Annotated in this window: 12 protein-coding genes; 2 read left to right on the forward strand and 10 right to left on the reverse strand. The window is 52.0% G+C overall.

The window, feature by feature from the left end; translation table 11 throughout:
• The first annotated feature begins 194 nt into the window (after nt 1-194).
• Both nifJ and HDT28_09255 read left to right on the forward strand, forming a co-directional pair.
• On the forward strand, nt 195-3,731 hold the full coding sequence (gene nifJ / locus HDT28_09250; protein ID MBD5132750.1) for a pyruvate:ferredoxin (flavodoxin) oxidoreductase: 3,537 nt from the start codon (nt 195-197) through the stop codon (nt 3,729-3,731).
• Nucleotides 3,732-4,042: 311 nt separating this feature from the next.
• The gene (locus tag HDT28_09255; GenBank protein MBD5132751.1) at nt 4,043-4,246 is read left to right on the forward strand and encodes a helix-turn-helix transcriptional regulator; all 204 of its coding nucleotides are present in this window, start codon (nt 4,043-4,045) and stop codon (nt 4,244-4,246) included.
• Here HDT28_09255 and HDT28_09260 read toward each other — a convergent pair.
• The 10 genes from HDT28_09260 to HDT28_09305 form a co-directional block, all read right to left on the reverse strand.
• Nucleotides 4,243-4,890, reverse strand: coding sequence for a hypothetical protein (locus HDT28_09260; GenBank protein MBD5132752.1), 648 nt, complete (start codon nt 4,888-4,890; stop codon nt 4,243-4,245). The two genes, HDT28_09255 and HDT28_09260, sit on opposite strands and share 4 nt — an antisense overlap.
• A 248-nt stretch (nt 4,891-5,138) precedes the next feature.
• Nucleotides 5,139-6,821, reverse strand: a complete 1,683-nt coding sequence (locus HDT28_09265; protein MBD5132753.1) for a hypothetical protein — start codon at nt 6,819-6,821, stop codon at nt 5,139-5,141.
• Between the two features lie 437 nt (nt 6,822-7,258).
• Nucleotides 7,259-7,861: a V-type ATP synthase subunit D gene (locus tag HDT28_09270; protein MBD5132754.1), complete on the reverse strand. Its 603-nt coding sequence runs from the start codon at nt 7,859-7,861 to the stop codon at nt 7,259-7,261.
• Between the two features lie 7 nt (nt 7,862-7,868).
• Complete coding sequence (locus tag HDT28_09275) at nt 7,869-9,248, reverse strand: V-type ATP synthase subunit B (protein MBD5132755.1); 1,380 nt, start codon at nt 9,246-9,248, stop codon at nt 7,869-7,871.
• A gap of 35 nt (nt 9,249-9,283) precedes the next feature.
• The gene (locus tag HDT28_09280) at nt 9,284-11,044 is read right to left on the reverse strand and encodes a V-type ATP synthase subunit A (GenBank protein MBD5132756.1); all 1,761 of its coding nucleotides are present in this window, start codon (nt 11,042-11,044) and stop codon (nt 9,284-9,286) included.
• A 54-nt stretch (nt 11,045-11,098) separates the two neighbouring features.
• Nucleotides 11,099-11,422 carry a V-type ATP synthase subunit F gene (locus HDT28_09285; protein ID MBD5132757.1) on the reverse strand — a complete coding sequence of 108 codons (324 nt, stop codon included), beginning with the start codon at nt 11,420-11,422 and terminating at the stop codon, nt 11,099-11,101.
• Nucleotides 11,423-11,453: 31 nt separating this feature from the next.
• The gene (locus tag HDT28_09290) at nt 11,454-12,380 is read right to left on the reverse strand and encodes a V-type ATPase subunit (protein ID MBD5132758.1); all 927 of its coding nucleotides are present in this window, start codon (nt 12,378-12,380) and stop codon (nt 11,454-11,456) included.
• Complete coding sequence (locus tag HDT28_09295) at nt 12,380-12,961, reverse strand: hypothetical protein (protein ID MBD5132759.1); 582 nt, start codon at nt 12,959-12,961, stop codon at nt 12,380-12,382. Before HDT28_09295 ends, HDT28_09290 begins: the two co-directional genes overlap by 1 nt.
• Before the next feature lie 3 nt (nt 12,962-12,964).
• On the reverse strand, nt 12,965-13,438 hold the full coding sequence (locus HDT28_09300) for a V-type ATP synthase subunit K (GenBank protein ID MBD5132760.1): 474 nt from the start codon (nt 13,436-13,438) through the stop codon (nt 12,965-12,967).
• Nucleotides 13,439-13,503: 65 nt separating this feature from the next.
• Nucleotides 13,504-15,510, reverse strand: a complete 2,007-nt coding sequence (locus tag HDT28_09305) for a V-type ATP synthase subunit I (protein MBD5132761.1) — start codon at nt 15,508-15,510, stop codon at nt 13,504-13,506.
• Nucleotides 15,511-15,512: the final 2 nt, after the last annotated feature.

Below are 15,512 nucleotides of genomic sequence, written 5' to 3' on the forward strand. Positions count from 1 at the left end.
AATTATTTTTCTGTCATGTTATTCAATCATGGGTATTCATATATTTTTTTATCGCTGAAATTATATTTATTAAAGATAGAGTCTTGACTTTATTTATATTATGTTTTATAATATATTCGGTTCGTTAAAGCGGCGTTTTTTTCGCGTGCTTTTCGACCGAAATCAACTCGTAATAATTTACTTTGGAGGTATTTATGGTAAAAATGACTATCGACGGCAATACCGCAGCGTCCCACGTTGCGTATGCCTTCTCCGAGGTCGCGGCAATCTACCCCATCACGCCGTCTTCGCCCATGGCGGAGTACGCCGACGAGTGGGCGACCGCAGGACGCAAGAATATGTTCGGGCAAGAGCTCCGTATTGCGGAAATGCAGTCGGAAGGCGGCGCTGCGGGCGCGGTTCACGGCTCGCTCTGCGCGGGCGCGCTCACCACTACGTACACTGCGTCGCAGGGTCTACTCCTCATGATCCCCAATATGTACAAGATCTCGGGCGAGCTTTTGCCGACCGTTTTCCACGTCAGCGCACGCGCGCTTGCCGCTCACGCGCTTAACATTTTCGGCGATCATTCGGACGTTATGGCTTGCCGCCAGACCGGCTTTGCAATGCTCGCTTCCAACTCCGTACAGGAAGCTATGGACCTTGCGCTCGTAGCGCATCTGTCCACGCTTAAAGCCAAAGTACCTTTCCTGCATTTCTTCGACGGGTTCCGGACAAGCCACGAGATCGACAAGATCGACGGCATCGAGTACGACGAGATGAAAAAGCTCGCCGAAAAGACGGGCTGCATGGAAGAAATTCGCGAGTTCAAGTCGCGCGCGCTTAACCCCGAGCACCCTACCCAGAAAGGCACGGCGCAGAACGCGGATATCTACTTCCAAAACCGCGAAGCCGCCAACAAGTACTACGACGCCACGCCCGATATCGTTCAGGCGATGATGGACGAGGTCAAGACCGTTACGGGCAGAGAGTACAAGCTGTTCCAGTACTACGGCGACAAGAAAGCCGAGGACGTTATCGTTATGATGGGTTCGGGCTGCGAAGCCGTTGAAGAAACCGTCGACTACCTCGCCAAGCAGGGCAAGAAAGTCGGTCTCTTGAAAGTACGTTTGTACCGTCCGTTCTCGGTAGCGCATTTCGTAAAAGCTCTTCCCGCTTCCGTCAAGCGCATTGCCGTGCTCGACCGCACCAAGGAGCCCGGCTCTTTGGGCGAACCGCTCTACCTCGATGTTTGCACCGCCCTTCTCGAAGCGGGCAAAGCCGATATCAAGGTCATCGGCGGCAGATACGGTCTCGGCTCGAAAGAGTTTAACCCGTCCATGGTCAACGCCGTGTACAAGAACCTCGAAGCCGCTAAACCGAAGAATCACTTCACTATCGGTATCAACGACGACGTAACCAATTCGTCGCTCGATTACTCCGAGTTCATCAACGCCTCGCCCGCCGGCACTATCCGTTGCAAGTTCTACGGGCTCGGCAGCGACGGCACGGTCGGCGCGAACAAGAACTCGATCAAGATTATAGGCGACCACACGAACAAGTACGCGCAGGGCTATTTCTTCTACGACAGCAAGAAGTCCGGCGGTCTTACGATCTCGCACCTTCGCTTCGGCGACGTGCCGATAAAGTCGACCTACCTCATCGACCAGGCGGACTTCGTGGCTTGCCACAACCCGTCGTACGTCACACACTATAACATGGTCGACGACATTAAGGAAGGCGGCGTGTTCCTTCTTAACTGCCACTGGACGCCCGAACAGCTCGACTGCGAGCTTCCCGCCGAAATGAAGCAGACCATCGCCAAAAAGCATATCAAGCTTTACACGATCGACGCGCTTAAAATAGTCAACGAGATCGGCGCACGCAAGGGCGTCAACACCGTTTGCCAAGCTGCGTTCTTCAAGCTTGCCGACATTATCCCCTACGAGGAAGCCGCAGGCTACATGAAGCAGATGATCAAAAAAGCGTACGGCAAGAAGGGCGACGACGTCGTCAACATGAACTACGCGTGCGTAGACAACGCTATCGCGGGGCTTGTAGAAGTCAAGGTTCCCGCCGAGTGGGCTAACGCCAAGACCGGCGCGAAAGCTGCTGAGGTCGGCGGCGACGACTACTTCAAGAACGTCGTCAATCCCATTCTTCGTCAGGAAGGCGACAAACTGCCCGTATCGGCGTTCGCGGCCGACGGCACCGTTCCTACCGGCACGACCAAGTACGAGAAGCGCGGCATTGCCCCCACCGTTCCCGTCTGGATCGCCGACAACTGCATACAGTGCAACCAGTGCTCGCTCGTTTGCCCGCACGCGTGCTTGCGCCCCGTTCTATCCACCAAAGCACAAGACGCGAAAGCGCCCAAGACCTATATCACCAAGCCCGCGGTCGCTCAGCTTAAAGACACCGCATACAACTATCGCATTCAGCTTTCGCCGCTCGACTGCACGGGCTGCGGATCGTGTGCTAACGTTTGCCCCGCCAAAGAAAAGGCGCTCGTTATGAAACCGCTCGACGACGTTATCGACGCCGAGAGCAAGAACTACGCGCATTCCGAAACGATTCCGTTCGTCGACGTTGCCGACAAGGTCAAGGTCGATACGGTCAAAGGCAGCCAGTTCAAACAGCCGTTGTTCGAATTCTCGGGCGCGTGCGCGGGCTGCGGCGAAACGCCGTACGTCAAGCTTATCACCCAGCTTTTCGGCGACCGCATGGTCGTAGCGAACGCTACGGGCTGCTCGTCGATCTACGGCGGTTCCGCTCCCACCTGCCCTTACACCAAGAACGCCGAGGGTCACGGTCCCGCGTGGGCTAACTCGTTGTTCGAGGACAACGCCGAGTACGGCTACGGTATGCACCTTGCGTACAAGGCGCGCCGCGAAGCGCTTAAAGACAAGGTCGCCGCGCTCGCCGCTACCGGCTGCGAGAAGTGCGCCGCCGCGTGCAATAACTGGATCAACAACATGGACGACGCCGCAGGCAGCAAGGCTGCCGCCGCCGAGCTTGTAAAAGTGCTCGAAGGCGCGAAGAAGCTCGACGCCGAGAAAGCCGCGCTCGTTAAAGACATTCTCGCCGACAAAGATTGCCTTGTCAAAAAGTCGATCTGGATCTTCGGCGGCGACGGCTGGGCGTACGATATCGGCTACGGCGGTCTCGACCACGTGCTTGCTTCGGGCGAGGACGTCAACGTGCTCGTTGTAGACACCGAGGTGTACTCCAACACCGGCGGTCAGTCGAGTAAGTCCACCCCCACCGGTTCGGTCGCTAAGTTCGCCGCGGGCGGCAAGCGCACCAAGAAGAAAGACCTCGGCGCTATGGCTATGACCTACGGCTACGTGTACGTGGCGCAGGTCGCTATGGGCGCGGACAAGAACCAGGTCATCAAGGCGATTGCCGAAGCCGAAGCCTATCACGGCCCGTCGCTCATCATTGCGTACGCTACCTGTATCAACCACGGTATTGATATGTCCAAGGGCATGGCGGAAGAAGACAAGGCGGTCAAGGCAGGCTACTGGCAGCTCTACCGCTTCAATCCCGATCTTGCCGAAAAAGGCGAAAACCCGTTCATTCTCGACAGCAAGGATCCCACGGGCAGCTATCAAGAGTTTATCGGCGGCGAGACGCGCTATAAGTCGCTCGCTAAGGCTAAGCCCGAGATCGCGCAGCAGTTGTTCGAACGCGCCGAGCAGGAAGCGAAAGCCCGCCTCGAAGGCTACAAGCAACGCGCTAAGAAAGACTAGTTACTTCCCTACTTTCTTGTGAACAAGAAAGTAGCAAAGAAAACCTACTTCTTTTTCGAAAGAAGTAGGCAAGAAAACTTTAAGTTAAAATACAAAAACGAGCGGTCATTAATTTGACCTCTCGTTTTGTTTTAGATTATGAAAAAAGCCGCAAACGATTGCGACTTTTTTCTGTATGTGGGAAAAATATGTGTGAACTCGCTTACCTTACAAAAAGCGTCGTAAGCTGACAAGCGCGTTCTATCCATTATTCTACAAGAAGAAATCTTCTTTGTCAAGTATTTTAAGAAGTTTTTTTCTAAAATAATAGTATGTTTGGAACTCGGTTAAAAGAGTTGAGGGCAGATCGCGGTCTGTCGCAGCAAGCGCTCGCTCAACAAATAAGGGTAAGCCAAAAAGCTATCGATTATTGGGAAAGGGGCGTAAACGAGCCGAAGGCAACCTATATAGTTTTGCTCGCGGACTTTTTCGGCGTATCGACGGATTACCTACTGGGGCGCACCGATATTATTTAATTTGCTTTTTTGGCAATGACCCGCGCCGTGACGGGATCGAGAAGAACGCCGCACTGCCCTTCGGCGGTTATGAACGCTACGTGCCAGCACACGCCCGAACCGTCTATCGGGTTTTTGATAATGCGCGCGCGGATCTCGTATTGTCCGCTTAGGTCGCGGAACTCGTTCTCGGCGGCGCTTATTGCGCTCGAATAGTCTATCATATCGGCGGTAACGAGCGACGACAGTGCGTAGTCGGTCTTAGTCCCGTTGCGCTCGATAGACACGGTAAACTCGCCTATCGCCTCGTGCTCGAACTCCGCGGAAAAGCTCGCGGCGAACGGATGAACGACGAGCGTTCCGCCGAACGTAGAGCCGTCCACTACGGCAACGTAAGTATAGACCGCGTCCACGTCGAAGCTCGACGGGACGAGCGTTATAAGCGTGTACGGAACTAGCTCGTTAGTCGCGCCGTCGAGCGCGTACGGGTCCTCGCGCACGCCCGATACCGCGGTAACGGTACAGCCGTCCGCCGTCGCGGTAAAATACCCGCTGCGCCGCTCGCTTACGTTCTTCATTCCGCTCACGCCGCACGAGCAAAGAAATAGCACTGTAACGACGGTCATTATTGCCGCAAAAATAAACGGTATTTTTCGCATATTCATATTCATGGTTTATAAATATGCGATACGATTAAAAATTAGAAATAAAAAAGAGCCGTGACCTGCAGTAAGTGCCGGGCTCCAATTGCCCGGGGTTCTTGCCAGTCACGACTCTATTGTTATTAGATACCGTTATAATCGAAATGTCAATACGTTTACTAAAAATTATTTAACTTAAAGTTTTCTTGCTTACTTCTTTCGAAAAAGAAGTAAGTTTTCTTTGCCTACTTTCTTTCGAAAAAGAAAGTACGTTATAAAATGTAATACTCGCTGTCGTTAAGATTATTACCCCAACCGATCGCGTTACCCTTTACTTTATCGGGGATTTCGTATTTATTCGCTTTATCCAAGTTTTTGTTTACTTGCAAATCGATTTTATTATTAAGCGTGATATTATATTCGGTATATTCCCCGCCCGTGGGGTTATAGCAAAGCTCGGTATCGCAAACTATCGAAGAAATCTTTCCGTCGGTCACAACGACAACTAAGCTTGCGTCCTTGATAACATTCTCGGTATTGAAGTAATTTTCGACCTCTATTACGTCCTCGTAGCTATTGGTATTGATCATAGCGACGATTTTTTCTTGCACAGTCTTAGTCGCGGCTTTACCGAGATATACGGAATATGTAACGGTCGTGCCTGTTACTTGCTTTTTAATGCAGTCGATCTCGCTCGCCGTCTGTTTAACTACGGAAGTAAGAAAATCGAATTGCGTGGCAGCGGTAACACCGTCGGCTCTTGTTTGAGTATTTTTTGATTTACGGGAAATAAGCCAAGAACCCTGATTATCCGCATCTTCGCCGTTCACGTTGCCGAGCGTGTACTTATACGTTTCCTTACCCGCCGTTTCACTGTGCGCTTTGTAATAATAGGAATGATTAAACCAGTCTACGCCGTCTTCCGTTTTCTTGTACATTCTTGCGGTATAGCTGTCTACAATGGCAAGCTTGTTCCAACCGGGATCGAATTCATTTTCCGCAGTTAAATCAAGCGAATAAACGGGATCATCCTTTATGTCTGCGACTGCGGCATTAATCTTGCTCACTTCCGCTTGAATATCCGCAGCCTTGTATGCAATGTTTGCAGTATCGGGCAGAGAAATCTCGGTCGAATTCCCTCGTTGCGTATAATCTACACTGACAACCACTTTAACTGCCTTAACGTCGATTTGGAGCTTCATACCGAGCTTGAAATCATTGAGCTTGCCGTCTTTTATATTAAAATCGAACGTGCTCGTATCTTCGGCTAACGTTATTCCCTTAAACGATACGCCCGTGCCGAGCTTTTCAAAAACCTTATTAAGTGCGGTATATGCAATATTATTATTCCCAGCTTTGAGCTTGCAGGAATACGCATAAGCGGAATTTTTAAGCGTGGTTATGTCGCTTATACTACTTTCGTTTGCCGAGTCAACGATTTTAACTACGGGCAAATTAACCATAGTTATATCTTGATCCTCGACAGCTTCTATCGAAAGCTTTTTCACGACCTTGCTGTCCTTTCCGTCCATCGTTGCCTTAATGCGATTATCTCCCGAAGTGAACACGTAGCAAGTGGAATCCGCCAAAAGCGCGCCACTCGTCGTGCGCTTAAACGCTACCTCGTCATTATTGCCGTCATAGCGATACTTCCCGTCGTATTTGCCGTTCAATGCGGTACCCAAACCGAGCACTTGGAAATCGCCTGTGATCGTTAAATCGAAATCGTATCCTTGGACCTTTTCGTCGACAGCGCTTTTACGTGCCGCAACAATATCCGCTGCCGTGGGTACGTACGTTTCCGTCGGCGTATTGACTGTCCCGTTGGGCGAATTGCCCGGTTGTGTTCCGTCGGTTTCTCCACTGCCACCGTCGCTTCCGCCGCAGGCGCCTAAGCCGAACAATGCGAAAACGCACGCCATAAGAGCCAAAAGTGTTGTAAATAATTTTTTCATAGGTACCTCCTAAAAAATTACATAAAAAATGCGCCAACCGAAGTCAACGCACGAAAAACGCAAACTCCGACTGTCGCCAAACAAGTTAATATGCAGTACGGAAATTTCGTCCACATAAAAGGAATTTGCATTTTTACCAAATTCATATATGGACGATATGAGAAAAGTATATACCTATTCGATTTAATAAAAAACCCCGTACTCCTTATTAGGGCATATAACTTGTTTGGCATAATAAGTATACCATATCACCGAAAGAAAATCAATATATTTTCGATCATTATGAAAAAATCGTACCGACAGTGCTTGCCGAATACGATTTTTATATTTAATTTAAAGTTTTCTTTGCTTACAAAAAACAAATGCGCGGTAATTGCTACCATGCAGTAAATAACTTAAAGTTTTCTTGCTTACTTTCTTTCGAAAAAGAAAGTAAGCTATTTAACTTTCATCAAACGCACGATAGCGGCGCGCTCGTTCTCGTCGAGCTTCATTAGGATATACTTGATAGTTTCTTGAAGCTGCGGGATCATAACGTATTCGAGCGCGTTCACGCGCCTGCGGTTCTTCTCTATCTCGTCAGCGAGCATATTACACGTTTTCTCGACCTCGGCAAGATGCAGGATCTTATCGGTCAGCGCGGTCAGTTTGAGCACAGCGTCGTCGAGCTCGGCAGGCGCGGAGCACAGCGCGTACGGCAGCTGCACCTCGCCCACGCGCTCGGTCGTCATGAACGGCACGTCCACGCCCATAACGTTCTTGCTCCCGACCGTGATCTTAGCGGTAAGAGTAGGCAACGCAATAGCCTGAACGACGTCGAGCGGCACACCGCCCGCGAACGCGAACGCTTTAAGCGCGTCGGCTATCTCGCCTTCTATCTCCTCGCGAAGTCGCTTGTTTTCTTTAATAAGCACCAAAAACTGCCGAACCATTTCGTCCGACTTGTCTTTGAGCAGCTTATGCCCGCGCTCGGCGGTTTTAAGCCTGTCTTTGAGCCTACGCAATTCCATGCGCGTAGGATTAACGTTCAGTCTTGCCATGAGTTACCTATTTCTTAGCGTCGTAGAACTCGTCGAGGTGCTCGTCGCGTATGCGTTTAAGCTCGCTACGCGGCAATATCCTTAATAGCTCCCAGCCGATATCGAGCGTTTCCTCGATACTGCGATTAGCGTCGAAGCCCTGATTGATATACTTCTTTTCGAACTCCTCGGCAAACTTGGCGTACAGCTTATCTACGTCGGTAAGTGCTGCGTCGCCGAGTATCGCGCTAAGCTCTTTGGCGTCCTTGCCGCGCGAGTACGCCGAGAACAGTTGGTTCATGGTATCGGCGTGATCCTTGCGCGTCTTGCCCTTGCCTATGCCCTTGTCTTTAAGTCGCGACAGGCTGGGAAGAACATCGATCGGCGGGTTAAAGCCTTTTTTGTACAGCTCGCGCGAGAGAATTATCTGCCCCTCGGTAATATACCCAGTAAGGTCGGGAATGGGATGCGTTTTGTCGTCCTCGGGCATGGTAAGAATGGGTATAAGCGTTATAGAGCCCTTCTTGCCGCGTATACGCCCCGCGCGCTCGTAGATGGTCGCAAGGTCGGTGTACAAATATCCGGGATAGCCGCGCCGCCCCGGCACCTCTCTGCGCGCCGCAGAGATCTCTCGAAGCGCTTCCGCGTAGTTTGTTATATCGGTCATAATAACGAGCACGTGCATATCGCAATCGAACGCCAAATACTCGGCGGCAGTCATTGCCATGCGCGGAGTATTGATACGCTCAACGGCAGGGTCGTTCGCAAGGTTAAGATACATGACCGTGCGGTCGATAGCGCCCGTGCGCCTGAAATCGTTAATAAAGAACTCGCTTTCCTCGTAGGTGATACCCATTGCCGCGAACACGACGGCGAACTTATCGTCGGTGTTTTTGACCTTGGCTTGCCTTGCTATCTGCGCGGCAAGGTCGGCGTGCGGCAGACCCGAAGCCGAGAACACGGGCAACTTTTGTCCTCGCACGAGCGTATTAAGCCCGTCTATCGCGCTCACGCCCGTTTGAATGAACTCGTTGGGATAATCACGGCTTGCGGGATTGAGCGGGCTGCCGTTAATATCAAGGCTCTTTTCGGGCAGGATCTCCGCGCCGCCGTCAATGGGATTACCCATGCCGTCGAACACGCGCCCGAGCATATCGTGCGACGCTTTAAGCTCGATCGCCTTGCCCGTGAACTGCGCCTTTGCGTCGGCTATCTTCAAGCCGCGACTGGGCGCGAATAACTGAACGAGCGCTTTATCGCCGTCTACTTCCAGAACGCGCCCGAGCCGAACCTCGTCCGTGCCGTTCTGCGTGATTTTAACAAGCTCGTTGTACTTAACGCCCTCTACTTGCTCTACGAGCATGAGCGGACCTACAACCTCTCTAATCGTACGGTATTCTTTACGCATTTATTATACCCTCTTATAAATCGTTGACAGCGCGATTAATCGTTTTCTTGTTTGAGTTCGGCAAGTTGCTGCACCATCTCATCATGCAACGTATCGAGCTTAGCCATATCGGTCTCTACCACGTACTTGGCTCTACCTATCTGCTCGCGGCAGGGCACGCCGAGAATATCGTCCACGCCCACGCCGCGGTCGAGCGCCCGCTGACCCTGGTGGTAGTAGTCGACTATAAGCTTTAACATTTTAAACTGCTTTTTGAGCGAGGTATAGGTGTCGACCTCGTGGAAGGAGTTTTGGTGCAGGTAGTCCTCGCGCACCGATTTTGCCGCTTCCATAGTGAGCCTGTCGCGCGGCGAAAGAGCGTCCATACCGACGAGCCTTACTATCTCGTCAAGTCGCGCCTCGTCCTGCAAGATTTTGCTTATCTCGGTACGGTAGGCGTTGAACTGCTGATCGACGTTACGCGAGAACCATTCGGCAAGCCTATCCGAGTACAGCGAGTAGCTGACGAGCCAGTCGATCGCGGGGAAATGCCGCTTGTATGCAAGCGCGCTCGATAGCCCCCAATACACCTTGACTATACGCAAAGTCGCTTGGCTGACGGGCTCTGACATATCGCCGCCGGGAGGAGACACCGCGCCTATGGCGGTAACGGAGCCCGTGCGCTCCTTAGAGCCCAAAAGCCTAACCGTGCCCGCGCGCTCGTAGAACTCCGCGAGCCTACTCGAAAGGTATGCGGGATAGCCTTCCTCGCCCGGCATTTCTTGAAGCCGTCCGCTCATTTCGCGGAGCGCTTCCGCCCAGCGCGAAGTACTGTCCGCCATGATAGCTACCGAGTAGCCCATATCGCGGTAATACTCGGCGATCGTGATACCCGTATAAATACTAGCCTCGCGCGCCGCAACCGGCATATCAGAAGTATTGGCTATAAGCACGGTGCGCTTCATGAGCGGTTGATTCGTTTTGGGATCGATAAGCTCGGGGAACTCGTTGAGAACGTCTGTCATCTCGTTGCCACGTTCGCCGCAGCCTACGTATACGATTATATCCGCGTCGCTCCACTTAGCGAGCGCGTGCTGTAAAACGGTCTTGCCCGAGCCGAACGGACCAGGAACGGCAGCCACGCCGCCGCGCGCTATAGGAAACAACGTATCGACTACGCGCTGACCGGTAATAAGCGGTTCCACTGGCGGAAGCTTTTCAATATACGGTCTGCCGCGCCGCACCGGCCAGTACTGATGCATACGTACGTCGTGTTTTTTCTTGCCGTCGTTTACGACCGCAACGGTCTGCTCAACGGTGAACGCGCCGCTCTTAATGCTGTCGATCTTGCCGCTTACGCCGTAAGGCACCATTATGCGGTGCGTGATAACCTCGTTCTCCTGCACCGTGCCGATAACGTCGCCTGCCTGAACGGCATCGCCTTTCTTAACGACGGGCGTGAACTCCCACTTCTTTTCGTGGTCGAGCGCGTGCGCGGAAACGCCGCGGTCGATGCGGTCGCCCGACAATGCTTGAAGCTTTTCGAGCGGGCGCTGAATACCGTCGTAAATACCGCCGATAAGCCCCGGACCGAGCTCGACGGACAGCGGCTGTTCGGTCGAGGTCACGGGCTCGCCCGTGCCGAGCATACTCGTTTCCTCGTATACCTGTATGGACGCCTTATCGCCGCGCAATTCGATTACCTCGCCGATAAGTCCTTTGTCTGACACGTGTACCACGTCGTACATCTTGACGTCCTGCATACCGTCCGCTACGATAAGCGGTCCGCTTATTTTGATGATTTTACCCATAACTATTCTCCACAAATTCTCTAAAAGAACGCTCAAAGCGTGCGAGCAAAGTCGAGCACGCTAAAACAATATATCAACTCCTACGGCTTTTTCGACGTCCTTCTTGACGCCTGCAAGCCCGAACCCGTTCGAGCCCATAGAGCCCGGAATACTTAACACAACGGGATAGGTCTTGCTTTTAAGTTTTTGCATAAGCGCTTCCATTTTGGCGGCGTAGTTCTCGGTAACGAGTATAACCGCATACTCGCCGCTCTTACTTATCTCGCGAAGCGTATCCGCCGCCGCGTACTCGTTATCGACCTTGTACACCGCCGCGCCGATCGCAAGAAACGCCGTTGCGCTCTCGCTGTCGCCTATTACCGCAATTTTACCTGTCTTTTCCAAATGATACTCCGTAATCTATTCGTAAGCTTTATTACGAATTATAAATATCGGACAACCGATTATAGAACCCGTCCTTGACGCCCGTCTTAACGCACACAAGCGCCATTTTGACCGTTTTAAGCTCGATAAGCGCGTCGGTGTAGTAATTGATAAACGGCTCGTACGACGTGTAATTTTCCACCTGTTTGGCGGTGAGATAGTACAAATAATCGTCGGCGTCACGCTCGGCTTTCCAAAGGTTTTTGAACTCGTCCGCCGCTATGCGCGTTGCGTATTCCTCAAACGGCGTATGCTCGAAGCATTCAGCAAAATCGTCAGCCCCCACCGCTTCGGTAAGGCGTTCGCGCGAAACGCTTCCGCCGTCCACGAACTCGTCGGCGTCCATGCCGAGCCGCTTCATTCGCGCCGCCGACAAAATGTTCTTCATGTCGATCTCGGCTTTGAAATACTTTTTAACAAGCGGTATGCCGTTTGATAGAACGTACTTGTACATGGCACGGGTAAGCGCTATATCGATTTTCTGCGGCTTGCTTTCGCCGTCCTCGTCGAGCTTTTCAAGGCACTCGCGCATGAACTTATCTAAGTCGTCGTACTCGCCCTTTGCGATTTTGTCCGCGGCAAAATCGGGTATCGTGTAGTACCCGTCGGCAGGCGTTTCGGTAAACCTAGACTTATACGCAAGCTTGGCGTTGTTGTACGTAAAGCGTGCAAGCAATGCATTTTTTAGCTTGTCGCCCGCAGCCGCGTCCGCAATGAACGCAATGAGCGCATTGGTTTGGTCAACGACGAACCCGTCGACCGTACAGCCCTCTACGTAGTTAAAGCCGTAATCGCTGAGCATTTTGAACGCGTCGGCAAGCGACTTGGCGTCTATTACACGCCTTAGCCGCTCCGCATCCAAACGCTTGCCGCTCTCGCTCGCAAGCATATTCGCATAAACTTTGGTCGACGTTGACATTACAAACCCAACTTTTGCACAGTTTCGGCGATCGTAGCTTCTTTGAGCTCGGCGACGATTTCGTCCACGCTCAAATCGCGGTCGTATCGCGCGTTGCGAAGTATTACCCCGCCCGAAAACTCGCCCGCTTCCTTGGATAAAGTGAGCTTCTTTTTGGCGGCTGTCGCTACCTTCTTGACCCACGCGGCGGTCACGCGCTTAGCGTCGGACTTGGCGGCGACTATCTCGTCGCCGTCCTCGCACACGCTCACAATAAGCTTTTCGAGAAGCTTCAAATACTCGGCGTCGGGCGCGGACAGTATCTTTTGTTTAACACCGTCGTACACCGCGTTCACGCAATCTTGCCGCGCCTGCAAAAGCACTTTATTGCTTTCGAGCTCGGCGAGCTTGACCTGACCCGAGTACACGCTTTGCGCCGCTCCGAGAATTTCCTCGCGCTCGATTTTTTGCTTCTCGTCGAGCGAACTGCGCAAAGCCGCCACTTCCGCGTCGACCTCGCGCGTAGCTTCCTCTACCATAGCCGCGGCAGTGGATTTAGCCGACGAAAGAATATCGTCGATTAATTTTTCCTTGCCCTGCATGATTTACGCGATATTAAGAAGCATTACGCCAAGAATGGATACGATGAACGCGAATATAGCGAAGATCTCGACGAGAACGAGCATAGGTATAGCGTGACCGATCTGGTTATCCTGCTTGCCTACGAGGTTGATGCAGCCGATAGCTACGTTGCCCTGCATGATAGCCGAAACCAAGCCGACTATCGCTATGGGCATACAGAACGCGAATATGATCCAGCCCTGCGCGTCGGTAAGCGTTATCATTTCGCCGAAAACGTTAAGCTTGATCATGGTCATGAACGCAACGACGAAGCCGTACAAGCCCTGCGTGGACGGCATGACCTGCAAGATCATTGTCGTGCCGAACTTGTCGGGTTGTTTACTGAGGAGCGCCGACGACGCCTGTCCCGCGCGACCTACGCCGATTGCGGATCCGATACCGGATATGATGACGGCAAGCGCCGCGCCCAAGATGGCATAAAAATTGCCCATACTCATTTTTCTTTCTCCTTACAATGAGTGATTTATGGTAAAACCTTTTAAGGTATGACCCGAATTGATGATTAATTGTAGCGAATATATTTGGTACGACTACCGAGCGGCGTGAACAGTCTGCCGCCGCCTTCGTAGAACTTTCCGTAAAATTCAAGGAATTGAAGTCGCGCGTCGTGAACGTATGCGCTGAGCACTCCCAGCGCAAGATTGAACGTATGCAATACCGCAAGCACAATTCCGCCGACCACATATCCCGCAACGGGAATATCCATGAGTATACCGCCCAAGCGGTTAAACGCAAGACCTATCGCGCAGCTTGCAAGGCACAGCCCGAACAAACGGCAGTACGACAACAAGTCGGACAGAATGTTGACGAGCCCGTACAAGCCCTTGAATCCGCCTACTACCTTGCCGAACACGTTTTTGCTGTTACGCCCGCCGAATATCAGTATGAGCGCAACGCCGCTAAGCGCAAGCACGAGCGCCGCAATTTTAAGGCTCGACGGCGGCGTGAAGTCTATCGTTATTCCCAGCATGGGCGCGAGCGACGGAAGCATACCGATAACCAAACAAACAAGCGCCGCGAACAAAAGTATTATAGAGCCGCAATCGAATATTGCCGAGAACGGCTTGCCCTGCTTGCACAACGCAACGAACTTTATTACAAAGCCCGTGACCAATTGCAAACAGCCGAAGCCTATGCTTAGCACTAGAAGCAACAACGGTTTATCGAGCGGGTTTAATATTATAGCAACGTCGGTATCGAACTCTATCGAGAAATAACCGCCGAACAGCACGCCCCAAATTATCGCCGAAATGCCGCCCATGCCAACGAGAAGCGCCAATCGCTTGATCCCGCCGTCGAACTTCTTGCTCGTGCCTATGACAAGCCCCGCAATCGCAAGAATAAGCCCGTAGCCCGCGTCGCCTATCATTATGCCGAAGAACAGGAAGTAGAACACCGCCATAATCGGGTTGGGGTCTATCTCCTTGTAGTTCGGCGAGCTGTACATATCGGTTATTTGCTCGTACGGTTTAACTACCTTATTGTTTTTAACGAGCGTAGGCGGTTCGTCCTTATCCTCGGGCGCAAGCAGCTGCACCAATACGGACGGATACGCTTCGGTAAGCTTATCTGCCGTAGACTGAGCAATGCTCTCGGGCAGCCAACCTTCGAGCACGAACACGCTGTCCGTCTTGACAAATTTTTGCTCGGCTTCGCTGCGCTCTATATCGAGCCCTACGCAGTCGTAGAGTATTCGCAATTCCTTAACGTACTTTTCATATTCGAGCGCCTTTTTGGTAAGCTCGACGGTCTGACGTTTTATGTCTTCGAGTTCCTGTTCGAGCGCAGTAAGCTTTTGAAGCGCGGTGCAATCGTCCGCGAACGGGCAAATGGAATACCCGAGCGCCGACAACGCTTTATCCACCTGCTCCAAAACCGCCGCCTTGCACACGGCGACGACAACGCCCTCGCGCTCCTCGTATGCGCACGGAAGCTCGTTTAGAGAACCTTCCACCTCGGCGCTGCCGCCCGAGTACACGGAAATAACGACCGAACCCTTGCGAAGCTCTGATAAAACGAACGGAACGCTCTCATACGGTTTGTACGCCGAAATCGTGCTTTTAATATTATTGGCGCGCGACGAGCAATCGGCTATATCGAACGATATTTGTTGGAGCTCGTCGACCACGTGAAGTAATTCGTATTCTTTCGCCGCAGCGTCCGAAAAATCGGCTTTGGTTATGAGCGTTCTGCCGCTCGAATATTTCTCTTTGGATAATGTATAATCTATCGGCTGCGCCTTGCCGTGCTTTACGTCTTTTTCGTTCTCGTCAAGCGCTTTACTCATAAAATTATGCCGCGCTTTAAGAAAGTCGAGCGCGAACGCAATATTACTCTGTTTGAGTTTAAGCTCCTTGTACGCGTCGACGGAGCCGCCCGTCTTGCCGTACGGCAAAGCGTCGGTTGCGCGCGCCTCGAACAAACCTTCCTCGGTAAGCCGATCGATTATTTTGTTTTGCTCGCGCTTCAATCCGACTACGCGGACGTGCGACACTTTGGCAATCGCCATAC

The sequence above is a fragment of the Clostridiales bacterium genome, assembly GCA_014799665.1.
Taxonomy (GTDB): domain Bacteria; phylum Bacillota; class Clostridia; order Christensenellales; family Pumilibacteraceae; genus Anaerocaecibacter.

Coding starts and splice junctions, on each gene's coding strand:
- HDT28_09305 (MBD5132761.1), bottom strand. CDS start 15,510: ATGGCGATTGCCAAAGTGTCGCACGTCCGCGTAGTCGGATTGAAGCGC.
- HDT28_09260 (MBD5132752.1), bottom strand. CDS start 4,890: ATGAATATGCGAAAAATACCGTTTATTTTTGCGGCAATAATGACCGTC.
- HDT28_09255 (MBD5132751.1), top strand. CDS start 4,043: ATGTTTGGAACTCGGTTAAAAGAGTTGAGGGCAGATCGCGGTCTGTCG.
- HDT28_09265 (MBD5132753.1), bottom strand. CDS start 6,821: ATGAAAAAATTATTTACAACACTTTTGGCTCTTATGGCGTGCGTTTTC.
- HDT28_09290 (MBD5132758.1), bottom strand. CDS start 12,380: ATGTCAACGTCGACCAAAGTTTATGCGAATATGCTTGCGAGCGAGAGC.
- HDT28_09300 (MBD5132760.1), bottom strand. CDS start 13,438: ATGAGTATGGGCAATTTTTATGCCATCTTGGGCGCGGCGCTTGCCGTC.
- HDT28_09295 (MBD5132759.1), bottom strand. CDS start 12,961: ATGCAGGGCAAGGAAAAATTAATCGACGATATTCTTTCGTCGGCTAAA.
- HDT28_09270 (MBD5132754.1), bottom strand. CDS start 7,861: ATGGCAAGACTGAACGTTAATCCTACGCGCATGGAATTGCGTAGGCTC.
- nifJ (MBD5132750.1), top strand. CDS start 195: ATGGTAAAAATGACTATCGACGGCAATACCGCAGCGTCCCACGTTGCG.
- HDT28_09275 (MBD5132755.1), bottom strand. CDS start 9,248: ATGCGTAAAGAATACCGTACGATTAGAGAGGTTGTAGGTCCGCTCATG.